General features: G+C 65.7%; 24 protein-coding genes. 6 read left to right on the top strand and 18 right to left on the bottom strand.

Annotated features, from left to right (window positions below; translation table 11 throughout):
* Nucleotides 1-111: 111 nt before the first annotated feature.
* From ACFWJW_RS00870 to ACFWJW_RS00855, 4 genes are all read right to left on the bottom strand, one after another.
* The gene (locus ACFWJW_RS00870; RefSeq protein WP_387232915.1) at nt 112-1,527 is read right to left on the bottom strand and encodes a hypothetical protein; all 1,416 of its coding nucleotides are present in this window, start codon (nt 1,525-1,527) and stop codon (nt 112-114) included.
* Nucleotides 1,528-1,596: 69 nt separating this feature from the next.
* Complete coding sequence (locus ACFWJW_RS00865; RefSeq protein ID WP_387232912.1) at nt 1,597-1,908, bottom strand: hypothetical protein; 312 nt, start codon at nt 1,906-1,908, stop codon at nt 1,597-1,599.
* A gap of 217 nt (nt 1,909-2,125) precedes the next feature.
* Nucleotides 2,126-3,520, bottom strand: a complete 1,395-nt coding sequence (locus ACFWJW_RS00860) for a metallophosphoesterase (protein WP_387232910.1) — start codon at nt 3,518-3,520, stop codon at nt 2,126-2,128.
* Nucleotides 3,521-3,542: 22 nt separating this feature from the next.
* Entirely contained in the window at nt 3,543-3,815 is a 273-nt protein-coding gene (locus ACFWJW_RS00855) for an SCO4848 family membrane protein (RefSeq protein WP_387232907.1), read from the bottom strand.
* A gap of 81 nt (nt 3,816-3,896) precedes the next feature.
* On the opposite strand from ACFWJW_RS00855, the gene ACFWJW_RS00850 reads away from it, so the two are divergent.
* Nucleotides 3,897-4,139 carry an SCO4848 family membrane protein gene (locus ACFWJW_RS00850; RefSeq protein WP_387232905.1) on the top strand — a complete coding sequence of 81 codons (243 nt, stop codon included), beginning with the start codon at nt 3,897-3,899 and terminating at the stop codon, nt 4,137-4,139.
* A 61-nt stretch (nt 4,140-4,200) separates the two neighbouring features.
* Here the strand turns inward: ACFWJW_RS00850 and ACFWJW_RS00845 are convergent, their stop codons facing one another.
* Complete coding sequence (locus tag ACFWJW_RS00845; RefSeq protein ID WP_387232901.1) at nt 4,201-4,707, bottom strand: hypothetical protein; 507 nt, start codon at nt 4,705-4,707, stop codon at nt 4,201-4,203.
* Nucleotides 4,708-4,784: 77 nt separating this feature from the next.
* Here ACFWJW_RS00845 and ACFWJW_RS00840 point away from each other — a divergent pair, with 77 nt between their 5' ends.
* The gene (locus tag ACFWJW_RS00840) at nt 4,785-5,048 is read left to right on the top strand and encodes a GntR family transcriptional regulator (RefSeq protein WP_387232898.1); all 264 of its coding nucleotides are present in this window, start codon (nt 4,785-4,787) and stop codon (nt 5,046-5,048) included.
* Between the two features lie 126 nt (nt 5,049-5,174).
* On the opposite strand, the gene ACFWJW_RS00835 is transcribed toward ACFWJW_RS00840, so the two are convergent.
* The 6 genes from ACFWJW_RS00835 to ACFWJW_RS00810 form a co-directional block, all read right to left on the bottom strand.
* Nucleotides 5,175-5,351 carry a hypothetical protein gene (locus ACFWJW_RS00835; protein ID WP_387232895.1) on the bottom strand — a complete coding sequence of 59 codons (177 nt, stop codon included), beginning with the start codon at nt 5,349-5,351 and terminating at the stop codon, nt 5,175-5,177.
* A 462-nt stretch (nt 5,352-5,813) separates the two neighbouring features.
* A complete protein-coding gene (locus tag ACFWJW_RS00830; protein ID WP_387232892.1) occupies nt 5,814-6,662 on the bottom strand; it encodes a helix-turn-helix domain-containing protein in 849 nt (282 codons plus the stop codon).
* Between the two features lie 3 nt (nt 6,663-6,665).
* On the bottom strand, nt 6,666-7,181 hold the full coding sequence (locus tag ACFWJW_RS00825; RefSeq protein WP_387232889.1) for a DUF6879 family protein: 516 nt from the start codon (nt 7,179-7,181) through the stop codon (nt 6,666-6,668).
* A complete protein-coding gene (locus ACFWJW_RS00820) occupies nt 7,162-7,425 on the bottom strand; it encodes a hypothetical protein (protein WP_387232886.1) in 264 nt (87 codons plus the stop codon). The genes ACFWJW_RS00825 and ACFWJW_RS00820 overlap by 20 nt, the downstream gene beginning before the upstream one ends.
* Nucleotides 7,426-7,721: 296 nt before the next feature.
* The gene (locus ACFWJW_RS00815) at nt 7,722-7,883 is read right to left on the bottom strand and encodes a hypothetical protein (RefSeq protein WP_387232884.1); all 162 of its coding nucleotides are present in this window, start codon (nt 7,881-7,883) and stop codon (nt 7,722-7,724) included.
* An 840-nt stretch (nt 7,884-8,723) separates the two neighbouring features.
* Nucleotides 8,724-9,107: a hypothetical protein gene (locus tag ACFWJW_RS00810; protein WP_387232881.1), complete on the bottom strand. Its 384-nt coding sequence runs from the start codon at nt 9,105-9,107 to the stop codon at nt 8,724-8,726.
* Between the two features lie 1,398 nt (nt 9,108-10,505).
* On the opposite strand from ACFWJW_RS00810, the gene ACFWJW_RS00805 reads away from it, so the two are divergent.
* Nucleotides 10,506-11,345: a Scr1 family TA system antitoxin-like transcriptional regulator gene (locus ACFWJW_RS00805; protein ID WP_387232877.1), complete on the top strand. Its 840-nt coding sequence runs from the start codon at nt 10,506-10,508 to the stop codon at nt 11,343-11,345.
* A complete protein-coding gene (locus ACFWJW_RS00800; RefSeq protein ID WP_387232874.1) occupies nt 11,342-11,560 on the top strand; it encodes a DUF397 domain-containing protein in 219 nt (72 codons plus the stop codon). Before ACFWJW_RS00805 ends, ACFWJW_RS00800 begins: the two co-directional genes overlap by 4 nt.
* 519 nt (nt 11,561-12,079) lie before the next feature.
* Here the strand turns inward: ACFWJW_RS00800 and ACFWJW_RS00795 are convergent.
* The 6 genes from ACFWJW_RS00795 to ACFWJW_RS00770 all read right to left on the bottom strand — a co-directional run bounded on the left by ACFWJW_RS00795 (nt 12,080) and on the right by ACFWJW_RS00770 (nt 15,934).
* Complete coding sequence (locus ACFWJW_RS00795) at nt 12,080-12,373, bottom strand: hypothetical protein (protein WP_387232871.1); 294 nt, start codon at nt 12,371-12,373, stop codon at nt 12,080-12,082.
* Between the two features lie 484 nt (nt 12,374-12,857).
* Nucleotides 12,858-13,133, bottom strand: a complete 276-nt coding sequence (locus ACFWJW_RS00790) for a hypothetical protein (protein WP_387232868.1) — start codon at nt 13,131-13,133, stop codon at nt 12,858-12,860.
* An 87-nt stretch (nt 13,134-13,220) separates the two neighbouring features.
* Nucleotides 13,221-13,394, bottom strand: a complete 174-nt coding sequence (locus ACFWJW_RS00785; RefSeq protein ID WP_387232865.1) for a hypothetical protein — start codon at nt 13,392-13,394, stop codon at nt 13,221-13,223.
* An 828-nt stretch (nt 13,395-14,222) separates the two neighbouring features.
* Nucleotides 14,223-14,339 (bottom strand): HNH endonuclease, encoded by a 117-nt coding sequence (locus tag ACFWJW_RS00780; protein WP_371127995.1) that lies wholly within the window; start codon nt 14,337-14,339, stop codon nt 14,223-14,225.
* 182 nt (nt 14,340-14,521) lie between these two features.
* Nucleotides 14,522-15,250 (bottom strand): sigma factor, encoded by a 729-nt coding sequence (locus tag ACFWJW_RS00775; RefSeq protein ID WP_387232862.1) that lies wholly within the window; start codon nt 15,248-15,250, stop codon nt 14,522-14,524.
* A gap of 495 nt (nt 15,251-15,745) precedes the next feature.
* Nucleotides 15,746-15,934 carry a hypothetical protein gene (locus ACFWJW_RS00770; protein WP_387232859.1) on the bottom strand — a complete coding sequence of 63 codons (189 nt, stop codon included), beginning with the start codon at nt 15,932-15,934 and terminating at the stop codon, nt 15,746-15,748.
* Between the two features lie 341 nt (nt 15,935-16,275).
* Between ACFWJW_RS00770 and ACFWJW_RS00765 the strand changes: the two genes are divergently transcribed.
* Both ACFWJW_RS00765 and ACFWJW_RS00760 read left to right on the top strand, forming a co-directional pair.
* Nucleotides 16,276-16,677: a helix-turn-helix domain-containing protein gene (locus ACFWJW_RS00765; RefSeq protein WP_387232857.1), complete on the top strand. Its 402-nt coding sequence runs from the start codon at nt 16,276-16,278 to the stop codon at nt 16,675-16,677.
* A gap of 128 nt (nt 16,678-16,805) precedes the next feature.
* Nucleotides 16,806-17,300, top strand: a complete 495-nt coding sequence (locus ACFWJW_RS00760) for a hypothetical protein (protein WP_387232855.1) — start codon at nt 16,806-16,808, stop codon at nt 17,298-17,300.
* A 46-nt stretch (nt 17,301-17,346) separates the two neighbouring features.
* Here ACFWJW_RS00760 and ACFWJW_RS00755 read toward each other — a convergent pair whose 3' ends face one another.
* A complete protein-coding gene (locus tag ACFWJW_RS00755; protein ID WP_387232852.1) occupies nt 17,347-19,191 on the bottom strand; it encodes a DNA polymerase in 1,845 nt (614 codons plus the stop codon).
* Nucleotides 19,192-19,256 lie beyond the last annotated feature (65 nt).

Raw genomic sequence — 19,256 nt, 5'->3', positions numbered from 1 at the left:
GGCTCCTTCTCGCTGTGCTGTCCGGCGGCAGTGTTCCATCAGAAGAGAAGGCCCCGCACCCTCGGGCGCGGGGCCACTCCTTACCAGCCGCCGCGTGACGGCGCCGGCGTCCTACTCAATGACTCGGGGCGCCACATTACGTTCCGGCGTCCACGTCTCTTCGTCCTCGACCAGGTAGTCGGGGCGCTGACCAGTGGTGCGCTCCTTCTCCTTCTTGTCCTTGCCCTTCGCTCCGGCAGCACCCATACCCGCCTGGTTGCCACCACGGCTGCGGTGCAGACCCGAACCGCCCTGCTTGGTGCCGCCGGCCGGGCCGCCCGGCTTGCCGACCAAACCGCCACGGGTACGCGCCTGCGCACCGCCACGTCCGGCCGCGGGAGCCTTGCCGCCCTTGGCGCCGCCTGCGCCTCCCGCGCCAGGCATTCCGCCGCGCATACCTCTGGCACCAGGCGCACCACGGCCGCCACCGGACCGCGTGCCGCCCACCGGCATACCCATCGGGCCCGGCGGCATCCCGCCGCTCTGGCCGCCGCCTGGGCCGCCGACCACACCGGGGCCGCCACCGGACGGGCCACCGTGGTGTCCACCGGAAACCGAGGGCGGAGTCATGGTGCCGCCCTGCACGCTGTCGAGCCCGGTCTGGACCGGAAGTTCCGGACGGCTGACCTTGGGACCGTCGAAACCGGGCGGAACGGCTCCGCCGCCCGCACCATTGGGCTGGTGCGTTGTGACCGACGACGGATCCGGGTGGTACCTGTCGGCCGGGTCAGGCATCCGCACCGGAGGCGGGTGCGGGGTGTTCGAGGGCTCCTTCGGCCAGTCGCCGTGGAGGCCGTCGTCGCCGTCATCAGCCCAGATCTGAGCGCGCCCCGAGTAGTGAGACGCCAGCTCATCCATCACGATGACCGCCTCGACCTGGCGCTCCTTGGTCAAGGACAGCTTGTCCCGGTTGAGCTCCAGTGCCTGGCGGGCGTCCATCTTCGGGTTCGCCATGTCCCGGTGGAACTGGGCGTCGTCGCCGCTGTCGTCCGTGAAGCGATCCCACTTGCCCGGGTCGTGGATCTTCGACATGGCGGTCATGGCTTCGCGCAGGTTGTGAGCGAGGCCGACTTGCGGGCCCGACTCACGCGAGCCGATCAGCGACGCCTCGGCCTTCCGGGCATGCTGGTACGTCCTGTCGATCTTGCCGAGCACCTTGAGGGCTTCCTTGCGGAACGCCTCGGCGGCCGAGCCCTCCCAGTGCGCCGTCGCGTGATCGACGGCATCCATGAACTTCTTACGGATGCCACTGTGTCCGTCCTGCCCCCCGAGCAGATCGGCGGACTTGCGCCAGTGGTCGCCGGCGGTCTCGAGCGTCTCGGGCTTGGCATTCTCGATCATCTGCCGGAGCTCGTTGATGCCGTGGTGATGGAAGTCGGAAGGAGAGTGCGGGGTCAAGCGCTCGCCCTTGAAGGACTTCAGCTTGTTCGCCCGGTCTTCCTCGTCCCGCTGCTTCTCAACCGCCTTGGCGCTCTCGCGCTCCTCCATGGCGCTAACCACAATGCCCCCCGTTCATCGTCATCCCTCTCGTCCTCATCCCTGCGTCGCCGTGGAAGGTCAGCCGTTCATCGAGACCTTGGTCTCGTGATCCTGGTCCTCATAGGCACCACGGCTCGCCTCGGTCTTCTCGCCGAACTTGTGGGTGAGGTCCTGGAGTGCCTTGACGACGTCCTTCAGATACGTCTGCATGCGGTCATGGGCCCTGGAGACTTCCTCCGCCTCGCCGAAGTTGACCCCGAACGCCGACTTCGGGACGTTCGTGCCGTACTCGACGTTCTGCCCGGTTTCATTCATGTCGTGCTGAAGATGCCGAAGCTGACGTACGACGCCGTCCAGCTCGTCCAGATCAACCTTGAAATGCTTGCCCATGACACCCTCCCCGTTCCCCGCTCGTCCCCCCTCGTGCGCCCGCACAGCCGGCACGGTAAGGACAACGTAAAGTCAATAAATACTAGGGAGTTGCACCCCTGTGTTGCAAGATCGAAAGTCGGGATCTGTCCGATTTAGCGCAGGATTGTGCCGCACTTTGTAGAGGGGTTGTTACCTTCGCGGCGCAACCCCTCCGCGCGATGATCAATGTAGCGATCTACGCGCGCAGGGAGGCGAGTTCGACCACGGTGACATCGGGCGGTGCGCCGAGGCGTACCGGTGGGCCCCAGGTGCCCGCGCCGCGGGAGACGTAGAGCTGGGTGTCGCCGTAGCGTTCCAGGCCGGCGATGGTGGGGTTGGTGGCGTCGGCGATGTAGGTGAAGGGCCACATCTGGCCGCCGTGGGTGTGGCCGGAGAGCTGGAGGTCCACGCCGTACCGGACGGTGTCGTGGATGGTGACCGGCTGGTGCGCCATCAGGACGACGGCACGGGCGGGGTCGCGGTGGCCGAGGGCCTGGTCGTAGTCGGGGCCGGCGTGTTCGGTCTGGCCCGCGACGTCGTTGATGCCGGCGAGGTCGAAGCCGGGGAGTTCGGTGCGGGCGTTCTCCAGGGGGTGGATTCCCAACTCGCGTACGTGGTCGACCCATTGGTCGGCGCCGGAGTAGTACTCATGGTTTCCCGTGACGAAGAACGCGCCGTGGCGGGACCGCAGTTCGCGCAGTGGCTCGGCGGCCGGGGCGAGGTCGGTGACGTTGCCGTCGACCAGGTCGCCGACGATGGCCACCAGGTCGGGGTGGGTGCGGTTGATGGTCTCGACGATGCGCCGGGTGTGGGCGCGGCCGAGGACCGGGCCGAGATGGATATCGCTGACGACGGCGATCCGGAAGCCGTGGGCGGTGCGCGGCAGTTTGGCCAGCGGGATCGTGACGCGCTTGACCACCGGGCCGCGGAGGGTGGTGGCGGTGCCGTAGCCGACGGCGGCCGTGGCGGCGAGGGAGGCGCCGGCGGCGACCGCTCGCGCGAGGAAGAGGCGGCGGGGCGGGGTGGCGACCGGCGGCAGCGCGGGCGTACGGGGCGGGAGGAGCGTGGGGGAAGAGGAGGGGGAGGGTGAGGCGGATGGGGATGGGGTGGGGGTGGGGGTTGCAGTGGGGACCGGTGTGGGGGCCGGCGTGGGGGGCAGTCCCGGGGAAGAACCGGGGGCCGGGTCAGGGGACGGCTCAGGGGTCGCCGGCGCGGGCTCGGGGCCGGGCCCATGGGCCGGGCCGGTGGGTGACGGGGCGCGTTCCGCGGGCGGCTCGTGGTCGGGCAGGGCCCGTAGCCAGATCGCGCGGACCACTTCCCCCGCCAGCAGCGCCAGTGTGAGATAGAGCACCAGGGCCAGCCAGAGGTAGCCGGGCCAGGCCAGGGCTTGCTGGAGGGGGAAGGGGGCGCCGGCGCGGCCGGCCAGCAGGGCGGCGAGGGTGGTCAGGGGGAGGACGAAGGCGGCGGCGGTGCCCGTACGGCGGGGCCGGCTGCCGGGGGTGGTGGTGTCACGGACGAGTCGGCACCACAGGTAGCGGTGCACGCCGAAGAACAGTCCGAGGACCGGGACCACGATCAGCGCGAAGATCACGGCGTCTCCCCGTGCCCGTGATTCAGGAGGCGGACGAGGAGGAGGACGGCGGCTCGGGCGTGTGGTCCGCGGCCTCGCGACGCAAGGCCCGTACACCACGGAACCCGATCACCCCGATCACCGTCCCCAAAAGAAAGGAAGCCACCGCGAGCAGCAGATGGACCCAGAAGTAGGCGGTCGGGTCACCCGCGTCGTCGAAGGCGAGACCGCTCCCGTCCTTCCAGAGGTTTTTGACGAAAGTGATCCAGAGCAATCGGACACCCTTACACCTTAGCTTCTTGATCACCCACGGCACAGCCCCCCGGCCCCGGCGGGGGGCTGTGCCGACCCTGGCGACATACTGACGGGGACCGGCCCGACCCCCGAAGGACGCCCCATGAAGCTCACCCGCCGTCTCTCCTGGTTCCTCGCGGCCTTCGGCGCGTGGTCGTGGGTGATCTGGTTTACGTTCGCCAAAAACCTCTTCCAGGATGCAAGCGGACTCGCCTTCGATCACGGCAAGCCCACGGCGTACCTGTGGGTGCACCTTGCCCTTGCCGTCGTCTCGTTCATCCTGGGAACGATCATTGGGGTGATCGGCATTCGGGGTGTTCGTGCATCCCGTCGCCACGACAAGTAAAGCCCCGCCCGGACACGCCGGACGGGGCATGGTGTGGCGGCGAGTCAGCCGCGCTGCCCTCTCACGCCGCCACCAATACCCGTTTGGTGTGGGTGCCGGCCTGGACGTGGACGCCGTGAATGGTGGATGGGCCTACCTCGAAGCCGCGTAGCGCCATCGCGGTGACCCAGCACTGGTGCGACCTTGCCGCGCGGTCCTCAGTGTCCTGACGCGCTGGCAGGCGTGTGAGCACGTAGGGACGCACCTTGCCGAGGGTATCGAGGAATGGCAGCGTCTCCGCCTCCTCGCGGGCCAGGAGCGGCCTCTTGAGGTCCGGCAGTGGGCGTACGGGCTGCGGGGTCTCGGTGGGTGTCAGCGCCGGCGCAGGGGCGGTGCGGTGTTTACCCCTGGCGGGGAACAGTCGCTCCGCCCACTTGTGGAGGGTTGTGCGGGGGTTCGGTCCAGGGATGAGGGCCAGGACGAGACGCCCGATTAGGCGCACGGTAAAGTCACGCATGTTGTCAGCTCCTAGATAGCTGTCGGCCATGCCCCCGGACCCGGCCAGGTCGCGGGGGTTTTTGGTGTCCACGATCGTACATAGCTCTGTAGAGCTATGTATAGCTCTACAGAGCTTTTGAGAGTTCCGCCGTGTTCTAACTTGGGCTTATGCAGGTACCGGAGTTCGCCCCGCAGCCGTCACAGGTGCTCTACATCGCCGTGGCTGACCACGTCGCAGCGCGCATTGCTGCGGGTGACCTCAAGCCGGGCGCGCGGCTGCCGTCGGAACGGGACCTGGCCGCCGAGTACCGCACTTCCTACGTGACGCTGCGCCGGGCAACGGAAGTGTTGCGTGAACGCGGCCTCATCATCACGGTGCACGGCCGGGGCACCTTCGTTGCCGAACCCCCGCCAGGCGGAGCTACGGAGTAGATGTGACGGAGATTGGCCCCGAAAGTCATGAGGACCCGCCAGCGTGAGGCTGGCGGGTCCCGTTGCTACGCGCCGTTACGGATAGCGGCTTGTCTCTACTCCGGTAGGCGCATTGCGGGCGTGGGGTTACTTGCCGTCCCCCCCACTGGGCTGCGGGTCGCGGGGTGCCTCCGGGGGCATGGGCCCGCCGTCGTGCTTGCCGCCGTCTGCCTCCATGTCCGCGGGGTGCCGGAACGGGACTCCGCGCCAGCCTTCAGCGTCGGGCACACGCGTCTCGTACGTCTCGACAGCTAAGACACTCATCTACTACGAGCCTCCTCTTTCGCAAGGGGCCACGCCGCCGTACCGTCGATGGCATGACCCATAGGCCGCGGAGGGCTTCCTCCACGGTTGGTCACCCGTCCCGGCGCTTACCTGTCCAGGGTTCCGCCGCCGGGACGGGAGTCTTCGGGCCGCTTATGACGCCTCAACATGCCCATGACCGTGGTTCCGGATCTCCCGAGCAGCAGTGCATGCTGCCGCCCAGTCGTTCCGTTTCCGCGCCTGACTCCGTTGGTGGTCCAGGGCCTCACAGACTTTGCAGCCGGCGGCCGGCTCGCCATCAAGTAGCCATCCGTCCAGGGGCAGTTCAATGGGCGGTTGGCTGTACCGAATGGGTCTAGTCATGAACCCTCCGCCGTTCGCCTTGCGCGTCATCTCGGTGACGACAAAACTAGGAAAGGGCGAGGCTCAACTCACAGCGGATTGCACGTGATTGCACGGGGATCACCCCAGCGAGCGCATAGCCGATGTGATCAGCGCACGAGCCTTCTGTCCGTAGACCGCCATGGCAGCCATGGTGGAGAATGCATCGGCGTACATGGTCACCTCGCTGGGCTGAGTGACTGTGAGATAGCCGGATACCAGCTCCACGTTGGCCTGCACCTTGTCGAAGATCATGAAGCCTTCTACAGGCATGCGTGCCCGGCCAATCTTGGCTGGGATCACCCCAACGCTGACGTTGGGCAATGAGCCGACCACCAGAACGTGTTCAAGCTGCTCAATCTGTGTCGCGGCGCTGCCCAAGCCGTTCCGCAACGCCGACTCCTCAACAAGGAACGCGAAGCGGCGCTGCCCTTCATACAGCACACGCTGACGCTCCATGCGGACGGCCACAGCATCAGCCACGTCATCGATCGGGACCCGCCTTCGCTGGACCGCACGAAGGACGTCTTCTGTGTAGTCGGAAGTCTGTACTAGGCCAGGGATGAAATTTGGCGCGTAATTCCGGAACCAGCGGGTTCGCTCATACAGCGGTAGAACGGATTCCTGGGCGCGTCGAAGGCCGGTGCGTTCCATGCGGTGCCACTGAAGCCACATGCCTTCCACAGCGCGCAGAGAGGCTATGAGGTCTTGCGCCTGGTCCTCCGCGCTGCACGCCTGGCACCAAGCCAGGATGTCGTCAGCAGATGGTGAGGTCTTGGCGGTGGCGATGCGTGACACCTTCGAGGGGTGCCAGCCACACACCGCGGCTAGCTGTTTGCCTTCCAGGCCGGCGTCCCGGCAAATCTCGCGGAGACGATCCGCAAGGACCTGCCGGGCCGCCTGGGCGCTGGACGATGAGGAGACTGCCATGACTCAGGCGAGCTTGTACTCCTCGTGCGGCGTAGCCCGCTGCCACACCGCTTCAAACGCCGAACTCACCATCTTCACAACGGCGGGTTCAGTGCGCCACTCTCGATCAACTACCTCACCGACACCGGAGAAGTAGGTGAACAGCACGGAGGCCCCGTCGAACATCCACAGGTCAGTACCGGGCAGTGGAATGTCAGCGGCCTTGCGTCGGGGCAACCAGCGGACCAGCTCTCCGGCTGCCACGTTGGGGAACGTTACGTCGTACTCGTACTTGATGTAGTCGGTCACCGGCTCCGACACGACCCGTGCCCGTCGCATGGTGACGCCGCGTCCGGTCGTCTCGGTCACCACGTCCAGGAACGGGCGCCACCACAACGACCGGTCCGCGGCAGGGTCGAGACGCTTCCCGTTCTGCCAGGCGATGAACTCGGGATCGCTGGGCTGGTAGGCGTCGCGCATCTCTAGGTGTACGGCGGAGCGCTGGGCGTTCGCCAGGCCCTCAAGTACGGGGTTCTTCAACGGTGCTGTCCTCCGAGCGTGGAATGTACCGGCGCATGACCTTGGGCAACCGAATGATCGTCTCGTGGTCCGGGACGGCCGTGGAGTGGCCCGGGATTGAGCCGATCTCTTGGCACGCCTTCACCTCCTCCTCTGTGGCCTTGTAGGACTGGATCAACAGATCCCCGGTGTCCTCCTCAAGCCAGATGGTTGGAGAATCGACGTCGGGTGTGTTCGGGATGATCCCGAGGAACCGCAGTTTCACGTCTTACCCCTCCATGGGTCGATGTGATTGCGCCCGATTGCACGACCATCACCCTGTCAGGAGAGGCCGTCAAGAGGGCATAGGAGCCAAGCGGAACCAGCGCAAGAACTACAGCTGCCCCTGCGGCGCCCCCAGCAGGGGGCCACAGGGGCAGCGAACGTCGTTTTCGCCGGCTGGTCCCCATCCCGGCGGATCATTCGCTCCAGCTGTCCAAGGGTGGAGCGGACGATCCGCTGGGACGGGGTAGCCGGCACCCCGCAGTTCTCAGCAGAGTTCGGCAAGGGAGGGTCTTGGGGCTACTTGCCTTCGCCTTCCTTCACGACATACTCCGTTCCGCACTTGTAGACGCCTTCCGGCGCTCCGGACGGCCGGATGACCGTGGCATCGTGCGTGGTGCATTGCGGCTGCCCGCCGGCGTCTTCACCGTTGGCATTGCACGGGGGTTCGTTCGTGGCCATTGCGCCTGTCCTATTCGGTGAGCATTGGTAACCCGCCCCGGTAAACCGGACTACAGGAATAGCGGGGCGGGAGATTTGGGGCCACCCGAGGTGTTCGCCCATAGCCTCGGGTGGCCATCGCGCTCCCCTCTGCGTCGCTGTGGATACGCGACGGGGGCAATACGGGGGATGTGGTAGCCCTCCGTGAGGAGCGCGCCCGGCCACAGGAAGCCGGGGGTCCGTGGGGGTGGAGGCTCGATTCAGGGACGCTGGTGTTTCCCTCTGCGGTCAATGCCCCAGGTGTCCATCATGCCGGTCAGGAAGTGACGGGTTACTCCGAATTCTGTGGCCAACCTAGACACCGACTCTCCTCCGATGAGATGCCGATCGGAAATCGCTTCCCTGGACTTGGCTACTCGGTCGCGCGCTTCCTCTGCCTCTTTATGCGTGCGTCTCGGCAAAGGTCAAATCCTCCGAGGATTCAGGTCCTGGGGATTTCAGGTTGGGTCCATCCATCACCAGCAAAACAGGCACGGCCCTTTTCCCGTACGTTGGGCCTTGATGAGTGACGTCACCACCAGCTCCGGCCTCGGGATGCTGCTGTCTATCGTGGGGCCGACTGTCAGCATTCCGCAGTGCTGTACCTTGTGATATCTGCTGGTGCCTGGGCGAACGTAAACTGGTGTGGTAATTGCCTGCTGCGTGTTCATGGACTTTCCCCGTGACTAGCGTGGTGCTTTGGGTGTGTCCGACCCCACGCTACGTAGGGCCGGGCACCCGCTCTCGATTAAAAGAGCCGGCCGTGGTGGTGGGCCGGCCCCCTCTCGGAAGGCCCAGCAGAGGGCGGATTCTTGAAGGTCGCTAGGTGGCCGGGTCTTCGGTTGCTGGCTCCTGGAGCGGGCCGTACAGCTGCCGGTACTGGGCCAGTTGATCCATTGCCCGGTTGGCTTTTCCCGCGAAGTCGGCAGCCTCGTCTACGGAAATCACTCCGACCTTGATTACATGATCCGAGGTCGAGATTTTGCAGTCTTCGCACGGATCTTTGATGGAGATATCGGCAAAGTCGATATCGAGGCGCCGGAAGGCGTTGACGAACTCGCTGGCGTAATCTTCGGCCCGTTCCCTGTCGGTGGTCACCCAGTATTCGCGGCCGACTCTTCCTAGATTCATCTGCTGTGCGCTTCCTTTAACGGTTAATACCACGGGTACCAAGGCGGCGGTGACGCCCTTTTGCGGTGCCACCATTTCCAACCCCCCTCCCGGAAATACGAAACGTGCACCCCTTTGTGACCGTGCCGGAGGTGGCACCTCACCCATTTCATGCCCGGCGGACGTAGAGGAGCGTCAGGGTCTCGAAAGTTGTCACGTCGGGACTTAGCGGAGCAGCGCCTATACCTCACTCGCACGGCCCTCCATTCGTCTGCATTTCGTCGATGCGCTCACGCATCTTGGCAAGCAATTCGGATCTGTTCGCGCGGACGCAATGAAAAGGAACAGCACCCAGCCGAAGGGGAGAACGATCCTCATAGCCGCTTCCACCGTGCCCAGCGCGCCGGCCGATGGCAGATCGGGCGGTCTTTCAGGTCAACCGCATCGCTGCGGGGGACGTAGACCACTCCAGATTTCCCGTCCAGTGCTCCCCCGCCCTCCGTCCACCACCCTTGAGGGCTGTTCTCGTACGGCGTGCCCGCAAAGGGGTCAGCAGTGGTTTCTATGCCCGGGGAATCCACTGCTCTCCCTTCTTCTCAACTGGTGCGCCGTCGTGTTGAGGGTGCCGCCGCAGCAATACCCGGCAGTCAACGGCCCTCGTCTGGTCGCCGCTTCGCTCGGCCTCTGCCAATGCGGCTCGCAGCTTCCGGCACTTGTCACAGCTCACAGGGACCTCCCAAGCGGTCCGTACTGCTGCCGCCGCTCGTAGTCGTTGTGCACGCGCGAGCGAAGGCAAGTCAGGGTCTCGCTGTCGCCGTCGGCAACCCGCTCGTGGTCCGGCTGGTCCTCGGCAACGGGGGTCTTCTTGTTGGGGCACTCAGGGTGTCTGCATGTGCACTTCGGCCACGCGGACAGTGCCGACCGGAGCGGATGACAGGCATCTTGGGGAAATTCGGCGCTCACCACTCGGCCCCCGTCGCGGGGTGGGGGTGGCCGGCGATCACCTCGTCGCACGTCTGGAGACCGCGCTCGTCCTGCCGAGCCCAGCACAAAGTGCGCCGGTTACGCGCCGCCTTGCAGATCAAGCACTCAGACACGGGTTGAGTGGGGACCGCCTGGAGGGCCGGTGAGGTTGCCGCGTCTTCACTCTGTATCACTGCTAGCACCTTCTTGAGGCCCGCCTGAGCCTTCATCAGGTTGGAGTGCGTGGGGTAGGCGTACGGGCCCCGTCGGATTCCGGCAGGGTACGGGGCCCAGCGACTGAGCCAGGTCTCACCGCCCGACTCCTTGCGGGGCCGCCAGACCGCGCCTGCCGCCATGCGCAAGTCCAGCTCGACCACGTCGTTACGGTGCCGGGCGGTAGGGGGCTTGGGAGTGTGGTTCCGGGACACGTCGGTTCCTCTCCGTAGTGCTTCCACTACCGGGAGGGCTCAGCGTGGTCTACAGTCGGGAACCCTTCAAGTAATCAGAATCGAAGGACGAGTTGGGGAAGCCATGGTCAACCGCAAGGAGTTGGACCCTGAAAGTAGCCCGGAAGCGGCCTACGGGGCCCGTCTGCGCAGGTTGAGGGAGGATCGCGGTTGGGGCCAGGAAGATCTAGCCGCGATCATGGAATATTCCAGCCAGCATATTTCGGCTGTTGAAACTGCTCGCAAACCGCCAACCCTGCGTTTCTCGCGTACCGCAGACCGCGCCTTCGGCATCGCGGAGACAGCGGACACCTTCGAACGTCAGTACCGCGAGATCAAACACGGCAGCCTGTTGGAAGGCTTTCCGGAGTACGTCGGGTATGAGGGCCGGGCGGTAGAGATTCGACAGTTTGAGATTGGGATCATCCCCGGCCTGTTGCAGACACCGGAGTACGCACGAGTGTTGGCGGACAGCGCCGTCCGGCGGGGTGCCATTACGCCCGAACAGGCCGATGAACGCGTCTCGCTCGTGGCCGAACGGCAATCGGCACTTGTCCGGCCCCGGCCACCCATGGTGTTTGTGACCATGGATGAGAGCTGCATCCGTCGGCCCGTTGGCGGACGCTCCGTCATGGATGCCCAGTTGGCACGTCTGGTTGAGTTCGCCGAGCTGCCGAACACGCTGCTACAGGTGGCACCGTACGAGATAGGCGAGCGCCGCACGCTCAACCTGCCTGTCAACGTCTTGACGCTGTCCGACCGGTCCGTGATCGCCTACGCCGAGTCCCAAGCCCAGGGACACCTAGACCGAGAGAACGCGTCCGTGACGCCCATGCTGACGGCTTACCATCAATTACAGGCCGAAGCGCTCTCCCAAGCGGTGTCAGTGGCCATGATCGAGCAGTTGCGAAAGGGCACCCCGTGACGACCGAATCCCCCGAATCCCCCCGTTGGTACAAGTCCTCCCACAGTGACAACGGCGGCACCTGCGTGGAGGTTGCCGCCAACCTCGTCGCCTCGCGCGGCGTGGTCCCCGTTCGTGACTCCAAGAACCCGGCCGGTCCGGTTCTGGACTTCACCGCCGATGCGTTCTCGTCCTTCGTGGCGGGCGTCAAGGCCGGGGAGTTCGGCGCTGTCTGACCGTTCTGGCGGCCCTGTGCGGCCCGTGCCCGCCCTCGGGGCACGTTCAGGAGGGGGTGGACGCTGCCCCTTCATGCCGGCTCAGAAAACGCAGAAGAGCCCCCCGCCAGCAACGGCGGGGGGCTCTTCTGCGTGGGGGCTGACTCTCAGGTCGTCAGCCAGTGATCTTGACTGTGTGCGACCCTGGAGCGTGGGCTCCTGCCACCTTGCCTGTGGCGGGAGCCCACGTCATGGGCGCTTACGCGCTCAGTCGGACAATTTCCAGCTTCTGGCCGGACCCGTCCTCCTGCTCTGCGCTGACCTGGTCAAGGTGCTCGCTGCACGCATAGAACCAGGAAAAGACCATGTCCCTGCGCTTGACCATCCACCTGGCGCCTTCCGGGCACTGGTGCATGAACACGTTGAACCCGTCGCAGCGTTTCGCCATTCGGTACTTCTCCCTGGGTAGAGCCGGGACGCATCCCAGCTACAGGGGGGCGGGAGGCCCCGCCGGCTTGCCTTCGGCGGGACCTCTCGCGGTTACCAGGTCAGACCCGACCACCCATCTTTCGGGCCGCGCTCTCCGTGGTGACTCACGTAGTCCAGGAGGTTTTGCAGTCGCTCAATCTCCTGCCTGATCTCCGCGGAGCGGATGCGGCCTGTCTTGGTGCGCTCAGACTCGGTGGTCAGTTCCATGACCTCCGCCTGGATTTCAAGCTCAATCTCACCGGTGATGGCGCCGGAGGAGGTAAGCGCATACATCGCGCTCCACTGCCCGGTGTGCCAATCCGCTGAGATCTCGCGCGCTTCCAGGTCGGAAATGATCTCTGACATGGCGTTTCCCCTGTTGATTTATCAATGTGCCGCCGGGAGGCGGTCCCTCCCGACACCCAGAACAATACACACCCCGTACGGGGTTGTGAAGCGACCCCCGGAACATGTTCCGGACCACCACGCAGAAAGGCCCCCGCCAGGGAACTCCCGTGGGGGCCCCACTAGTTGCCGTGCTCACCGGAACGTGTTCCGGACTTCGTTGGCGGTGGCCGGCCGTAGGCCGGTTCCTTTGCCCCGCAGGGGCGGGCCCGGCGCGAAGCGCCTTGAAGGGGCCCGGCGCGAAGCGCCCCGCCCGGAGGGCGGGTTGTTTTTGGGTGCCGCGCGGCCGAAGGCCGCTTGAAAGGCACCCCGGGCCGCAGGACCGTCCGCTTTGGTCGCCGTGGCCGCAGGCCACATAGGGGCGACCCAGCCCGTAGGGCTGTCGATTTCGGCGCGCAAAAGGGGCGGGTGGCACTTGCCTTGCCACCCGCCCCGCGTTCACTTGCTAGGCGTTCTCGACCTGGACGCCCCCACGCGGGCCCAACTTCAGCCGGGCCATCAGGCAGTTCACATCGATGGTCCAGCCGTCCCCGTCCCGGCTGGCCGGGAACAAGTCCAGGTAGGACACCTGAGCGTCCACGCACGGATAGATCACGCTGCCCTGTGCGTGACCGACGGTGGCGCGTCCGTCTTCGTCGAAATCGACGACGTGGGCGCCGTCGTCAACGGGGAGTCCACCACTCATTGCACGGATCTGGAGGGCAGTCTTGGCTGCCTCCATGGTCGGCCAAGACTCCATATCCAGGAACACGTCCCCCAAGCCGTAGTTGCTGCCACCGTGCCAGGTTCCGAATACGCGCATTGTCCCTCAGACCTCCCGTACTTGAGTGGTGTAGCCCTGCTTTCGTCCCTCTTCCGCGTCCAGTTCCGCCATGGCAGCACTTGGCCACACGGTGATGGACACGACGCCTTCACGCGGCCGGAATTCCGGCTTATCGCTAAAGCGCCATGTCTCGTGAGGGTGCTTGGTCAGATCGACCATGGTGGGTCCTTTCATCTGGGCTCAGCCCCCACGGGATGCCGGGGCGTGTCCATGAGGCCGGGCGTAAAGGCTGGCTCATTGGCCGGTGAACGCGCCGAAGGCGCCCGGTCAATGACTTTCCGGTGAACGCGCCGCAGGCGCCCGGAAAGCGGTCTGCGCTTGCGCAGACTGAATTGGGGGTGAACGCGCCGAAGGCGCCCCCCAATTCACCCCGGAGGGCCCGCTAGGGCCCGTAGGGGCGGCCTGCCTGCACGTCTGGCACCATGGCCACGCCCCGGCATAAATGGCCCCGAAGGGGCCCTAGTTGACGTTCCTCGCTACGCCGTGCTGCGCCCTGGCGAGCGTCACGACCACACAGGCCGGCTGCGTGGGGCTGTCTCCGTCAGGCCCGTGCGGCGCTGCTGAGGAGTCTCCTCTTCTGCTGCCCGAGCTCTCAGCCACGCGGCCAGTGCTTTGGCGTCGGCGGGGGTCATCTGGCATCGGTCGTTGGGTACGGCTATCGAGATGTATCCGGGCTCCTTCTCAGTGGTCCAGGCGCGAACCCGGCCGGTGCGGCTGGTGAGGTCTGCGCGGTGTTCCCGGGTCTCATGAAGAGTCACGTTCGTTCTCCTTAGTGGGTGTACGGACGCGCGTGATTGGCATTCCAATTACCACTCGTCAAGGTCTTGTTCCTCCTCTTCGTTATTCTCTAGAAAGAGGACTCCCAGAGATACGGATTCAAGATCTGCGGAATCCCACTGGCGGGTACCGCCGTGGTCCAGGACCGGCAGGCCCATGAGGGCAGCGTCTTCCGGGGTCAGATTTCGGGGCTGCATTTGGGCACTCCGTTCAACGCTCTGCCGCCCATTCGGCAAGCGACTTGGCGTGTTTGGTGGAATTGCATTCACGGCAGGCGGCCACGAGGTTGGCCGCCAGGTCTGGCCCGCCGTGAGCAAGGGGGACCACGTGGTCCAGCTCCTCCGCAGGGCCGTCGCAGTAGCAGCACCCGCCCCAGCGGGCCAGGATCTCCGCGCGGTCGTAGGGATCAGGACGGGGCCGGCGCCGCCTGCGCGCGGCTCGCGGGGACAGGTCAGGCACGCTGCGCACGGGCCGACGCTGGGCCGTGAGCCGGCGGCGGGCAGCCGGCGTCACGCCGCTTCGTCCTCCAGCTCCTCCGAGACGCGTTCGGCCACGGCCCGGAGCTTGGCAAGAGTGCGGGTGCGCATCACGGCCACCGTGTTGGCCCGGTCGATGCCCATCACTTCGGCTATCGCCGCGTTGTCCGGGCTGCCGTCCTCGTTCGCCAGGTGCGGGTCCGGGGCTATCCCGTAGGTGAGGCGGAGAACTTGCGCCTTGCGGTCGTCCACGGTGGCCAACAGGGCATGTGCCAGGGCGATTCGCTGGGCACGCTGGTGCCTGTCCAGGTCCCGGGCCTCTATCAGGTCGTCCGGCAGGCCCAGACTGTAGGGGTCGGCCAGGGACTCCACGAGAGGAATCGTTTCTCCTTCCGCTCCGCGTACACCGGCCGGTGCGTCCAGCGAGTCCGTTCCTTGCATGACCCGGCGAACATGGCCGGCGGTCTCCGCCGACATGCGGTGCCCGTCCCCCGGCAGGACCGTGCACAGGTATTCGGCGGCCTCCCAGTCGCCCCCGACCACGCCCAGGCAACGCAGGAACGTGGCGCGCTGATCGGCGGTAGCGCCGTTGTCCGCGCCCCCGTTGGCGGCCTCGTAGATACGCATGTGGATGCGGCGGTACGCGTGCGTGGTGTACTGCGCACCCTTGTCGGGCCGGTAGGTACCCAGCGCCTCCAGGGCTGCAAGCCGGCCCTCCTGGCACAGCTCCTCGAACAGGTCAGCGTGGCCGGCAGACGACACGGCCGCCGTCCCCACGTGCCGGGCGGCGGCCTCTCGGACGTAGGGCTCTGCGGCCTCCAGAACGGCCGCTACTGCGTCCGCGTCCTGGTTTTGGGCAGCACAAATCAAGGCGTGGGAAAGCAAGGTGGGATCTCCTGGGCGAATGGGCCGCCCCGCGCGGCGCTTGCCGGCGTTGTCTGGGGGCGGTTACGGCCCAGCCCGATCCCGAGTGATTCGAAGGAATGTTCGAATCGAAGGGTGCAAAGATCCCGTCTCTTAAGGGGTCCGGAACATGTTCCGGACAGCAGATGACTGCGTGGGATCGACGCGGGGCCCGGGGTCGGTGGGCCGTACTGGCGTCAGAGAGGGAGCGCGTGCCACGGGGCCGCGAACGCGAGGCCGTGGTGGCTCAAGAGACGGAAAAGCCCCGACCGGTCAATGGAGACCGGGCGGGGCTTCAAAGCCGCTAAGCGGCTAGCTGGTTAGCGTGCGCACGCTAACGATTCCGTCCGGGGCTCAACGCCGGACGGTGAACTCCGCCATGGTGGCGGAGAGGTTCGACAACGCGCACCGGGCGTCACGGCCCTCAAGGGTGGCGTGGTCACGCAGCGACGCGTTACGGACTGCCGTGGGGTCCGCAGTCCTCTTGGCGGCGGAGCCTCCGTTCAGCGTCGCCAGGTAGGCGAACACCTTCGTCGCTTGCACCCGAGTGACGCCGGAGGGCTTGGCCTTACGGGATGAGCTTCGGTAATGCCGCACGACGGCCCACAGGCGTGACTGGCCCCCACGCTCAGCAGACCGCACCCTGTCACGCACCATGTCAGACCCCCTTGCCGAGCTGTCTAAAATCTTAGACTGAAGCGTCGCACGTCACCTCACTCGTGTCTATGTCTTTATACAGCTCGTCAAAGTTTGGCCAGCAACCCGAGGTGGGGTGGCGCCGGCTTGGAGAAAACCTAGACAAGCTGTCTAGAACGCGTTACTAAGGTTAGGCAAACCAGGGTGCGAGGTGGTCTCGCGTCCGTAGTGATCGGAAGTGAGGAACGATGACTGAGGCATCAAGGAAGGATCTGTCCGATCTCGTGCGTACGCGGCGGGCACAGCTGGGCCTGACCCTGCGCGAACTCGCCTCGCGCTGCGTCGATCCCCAGGACCCTGCCGCCGGATCGATGTGGACGCACGCCACCCTTGGCAACCTTGAAACCAAGACGATCAAGGCACCCGATCTGCCCAAGCTTCGCGCCCTGGCCAAGGGGCTTGACCTCCCGTTAAGGCTTGTTCAGGAGGCTGCCGGCGTTCAGTACATGGGCATCGAGACCGCGTGGAGCGACGATGGCGAGACGCGCACCCTCGTCCATCACTACTGGGAGCTGTCCGAAGAGGACAGAGCCAAAGTCCGGGCGATGCTCGAAGCGTGGGGAAGCCTGGGGAGGCGCGACGCTCCGTGAGCGTTTCGCCTCCCACCCGACCTAGCAGCGGATCGGCACATGGCGGCACACCGCGGTTACCTGTCGCGAAGATCAAAAACACATGCGATGATCCATGACCCACTCACGCCGTACGGGGGTAAAGAGAGATGACAGAGCCGGAGATATACGCGGCCGAGGTGCGCTACGAGGTCGACCGGGATGGCAAAGTGCCCGCTGGTCGGGCGCTGTTCGTGTCTGAAGAGCCCGGCCGCATAGTGGCAACCTTTCGCCCAGGTGACGCCAGTGAAAAGCTCTGTGAGCAATTGAACGTTGTCAGTCGGCACATCTTCCGCAACGGCCTCTGGGCGACACGGTGGGGAGCAGACGAGAGCACGGAGCCCAGCGAGCATACGTTGCTCAAGGTCCGGTTTGAGATCCTTCCGGCCGACGCCTTCCCTGAAGTTCTTGTCTGCCTCCCTCGGGACCGGCCGGGGGAGTTCGTGTGGTTCATCCGTGATCCGCACATGTCCCAACAGGCTTGCGACGAATGCAACGCGTACCTTGAGAAATCCATCCGGGCCGGCCTGTGGGTGCAGCGATGGAACCGGGGCGAAGGCGAGACGGAGCGCTTTTTCTTCCCGGACGAGCTGGAAGACCCCTGAAAGTGCCGGACCCTCAAGGGTGGAGCCCTGGCGGCGCTGGCTCAGCTCAGACGAGCTTGGCGCTGACCGCATCGGTCTTGCCTGCCGGAACTCGCCACTCCTCAGGCAGACCGTACCCACCCGCCCATGTGGGCCCGTACACGTCTGCTCCCGCGTCGATCGGGACACCGAACAGCGACATCCGCACTGTTTCCGCAACTTCATTTGCGATACCAGCAGCGTCCGCCGTCGGCGCTGTACCTAGCACCTCATCGTGCACCCAGAGGTTGAGGTGGGCACTCAGCCCCTTGTCGTCCAGGTCCAAAAGAGCCTGCCCCATGGTGTCCCGGGCGGTGGACTGGCACAGATACGCAACGACGCGGAACACCTTGTCGCGGTCCAGCACGAGCCGGCGCCCCGAAGGGGTGCGCACCTCGCATCCATTGGCGAGCGCGTGACGCTGCATGGCGCGAGCCCATCGCTTGATACCTGGGTAGGCCCGCGCGTACCGGTACAGGGTGTCCCGCATGACGGCCACCGGTAGGCCGGTCTGCCGGGCCAGGGCGGCCGGCCCGCCCTGGTAGCTCGTGCCGAGACCTGCCACCTTGGCCAAATTGCGCTGAGCCTTGGTGAATTGATCGCCAAACATCAGCATCGCTGTGAAGTCGTGGAGGTTACGGCCCTCCTTGATCGCGGTGCACATACGCGGCTCCTGAGACAGGGCCGCCAGCACCACGAGTTCCACACTGGACTGATCTACGGAGAAGTACGCATGTCCTGACCCAGCGATGATCGCGCGGCGGATCGTCCAGTCCCTGGAGGGGAGCTGCTGCAACGGCGGGCCGGAGACGCTGGCGCGTGCGGTGCGGGCTCCGAGCGTGTTGATACTGGGGTGTACTCGGTCGTTGGCGTCGCGCCCTTCCAGCATGGCCAGTGCGTACGACGTGCGCCAGCGCGAAGCCCGCTTGGCGTGGAGAACCGCGTCAGCCAACGGGTTTGGCCGCCGGCTGGCGCGTGGGTTCCATTGGTCGTCAAGGTCCGCCAGGTCCAGGAGAACGGCCTTGTCCACGCGAAGGGCACCCGATGCCGTGACCTCCGTTAGCGTCTCCCCCATCCCCACCAGAGCACTGGCTACTTGCGCGGTGCTGTTGACGTTCTGCACCCCATAGCGGGCGGCACGGCGGGCGTGGTGTTCGGCGTCCCGCTCCAGGCGGTCCACGAGGCCGCGGGTGTACTCCACGTCCAGGCGCATTCCAGTGCGCTGCATTCGCGCGCATATCGCCATCAAGCGGTGTTCGAACTCCACGAGTCGATCCGGGATGGTCAGCCGGTGCATCTCCGCATTCAGCTTTGGATGAAGGCGGAAGGTGATCAGTACGTCCAGTCCCGCGTATCGCTGGTAGGTCTCGTCCTCATACGGGATTCCAGACCATCCCGTGTGTTCTGTGAGGCCGTAGGCGCGGAACGCGCTCTTCAGGCCGGCCTGTGTGTCTGGGGCGGTCTGGTCCACGTAGTGGGCGGCCAGGGGCTTGAGGCTGATTCCCACTCCGCCCTCATAGTCCTGCCGGGAGTCACACAGGTGAGCCAGGATCTTGGTGTCTACGACCTTCGGCGCTAGTTCCTCCAGAGGCGCGATGCCGTGGCGATCCAGTACCAGGAGGTCATAGGCCGCATTGTGGATCAACAGCTCTGGGGCCTTGATGACGACTTCACGCGCCAGGGCCTGGAAGTAGGGGCCGCGTTCCACAGGGATGACCCAGGCTGTGTCACCGGTGCCGAACTGGACTGTCCGGAGCTGGTGGTCTGGGCTGTAGATGTTCAGCCCAGAGGTCTCGGTGTCCAGCGCCAGGGACCGCGGGTTGTGGCGCTTGAGCCACTGGACGGCCTCTTGCCCGTCCTCCTGGGTCTCCACGGCGTGGATGGTGGTCTCCGTGCCGGCTATGTGGTGGCGGTAGGTGCGCAAGTTCTCTCCCCGGT

The organism is Streptomyces sp. NPDC127097, assembly GCF_042724075.1.
GTDB lineage: Bacteria > Actinomycetota > Actinomycetes > Streptomycetales > Streptomycetaceae > Streptomyces.
The sequence above is the reverse complement of the archived record's forward strand: the minus strand, read 5'-3'. Positions and strand labels throughout refer to the sequence as shown.

Excerpts from the sequence above, each read along its gene's own strand:
- ACFWJW_RS00840 (WP_387232898.1), top strand. The coding sequence starts at position 4,785 with ATGCAGGTACCGGAGTTCGCCCCGCAGCCGTCACAGGTGCTCTACATC.
- ACFWJW_RS00870 (WP_387232915.1), bottom strand. The coding sequence starts at position 1,527 with ATGGAGGAGCGCGAGAGCGCCAAGGCGGTTGAGAAGCAGCGGGACGAG.
- ACFWJW_RS00790 (WP_387232868.1), bottom strand. The coding sequence starts at position 13,133 with ATGGAGGCAGCCAAGACTGCCCTCCAGATCCGTGCAATGAGTGGTGGA.
- ACFWJW_RS00850 (WP_387232905.1), top strand. The coding sequence starts at position 3,897 with ATGAAGCTCACCCGCCGTCTCTCCTGGTTCCTCGCGGCCTTCGGCGCG.
- ACFWJW_RS00815 (WP_387232884.1), bottom strand. The coding sequence starts at position 7,883 with ATGGCCACGAACGAACCCCCGTGCAATGCCAACGGTGAAGACGCCGGC.
- ACFWJW_RS00865 (WP_387232912.1), bottom strand. The coding sequence starts at position 1,908 with ATGGGCAAGCATTTCAAGGTTGATCTGGACGAGCTGGACGGCGTCGTA.
- ACFWJW_RS00760 (WP_387232855.1), top strand. The coding sequence starts at position 16,806 with ATGACAGAGCCGGAGATATACGCGGCCGAGGTGCGCTACGAGGTCGAC.
- ACFWJW_RS00830 (WP_387232892.1), bottom strand. The coding sequence starts at position 6,662 with ATGGCAGTCTCCTCATCGTCCAGCGCCCAGGCGGCCCGGCAGGTCCTT.
- ACFWJW_RS00795 (WP_387232871.1), bottom strand. The coding sequence starts at position 12,373 with ATGTCAGAGATCATTTCCGACCTGGAAGCGCGCGAGATCTCAGCGGAT.
- ACFWJW_RS00765 (WP_387232857.1), top strand. The coding sequence starts at position 16,276 with ATGACTGAGGCATCAAGGAAGGATCTGTCCGATCTCGTGCGTACGCGG.
- ACFWJW_RS00805 (WP_387232877.1), top strand. The coding sequence starts at position 10,506 with ATGGTCAACCGCAAGGAGTTGGACCCTGAAAGTAGCCCGGAAGCGGCC.
- ACFWJW_RS00835 (WP_387232895.1), bottom strand. The coding sequence starts at position 5,351 with ATGAGTGTCTTAGCTGTCGAGACGTACGAGACGCGTGTGCCCGACGCT.
- ACFWJW_RS00810 (WP_387232881.1), bottom strand. The coding sequence starts at position 9,107 with ATGGTGGCACCGCAAAAGGGCGTCACCGCCGCCTTGGTACCCGTGGTA.
- ACFWJW_RS00785 (WP_387232865.1), bottom strand. The coding sequence starts at position 13,394 with ATGGTCGATCTGACCAAGCACCCTCACGAGACATGGCGCTTTAGCGAT.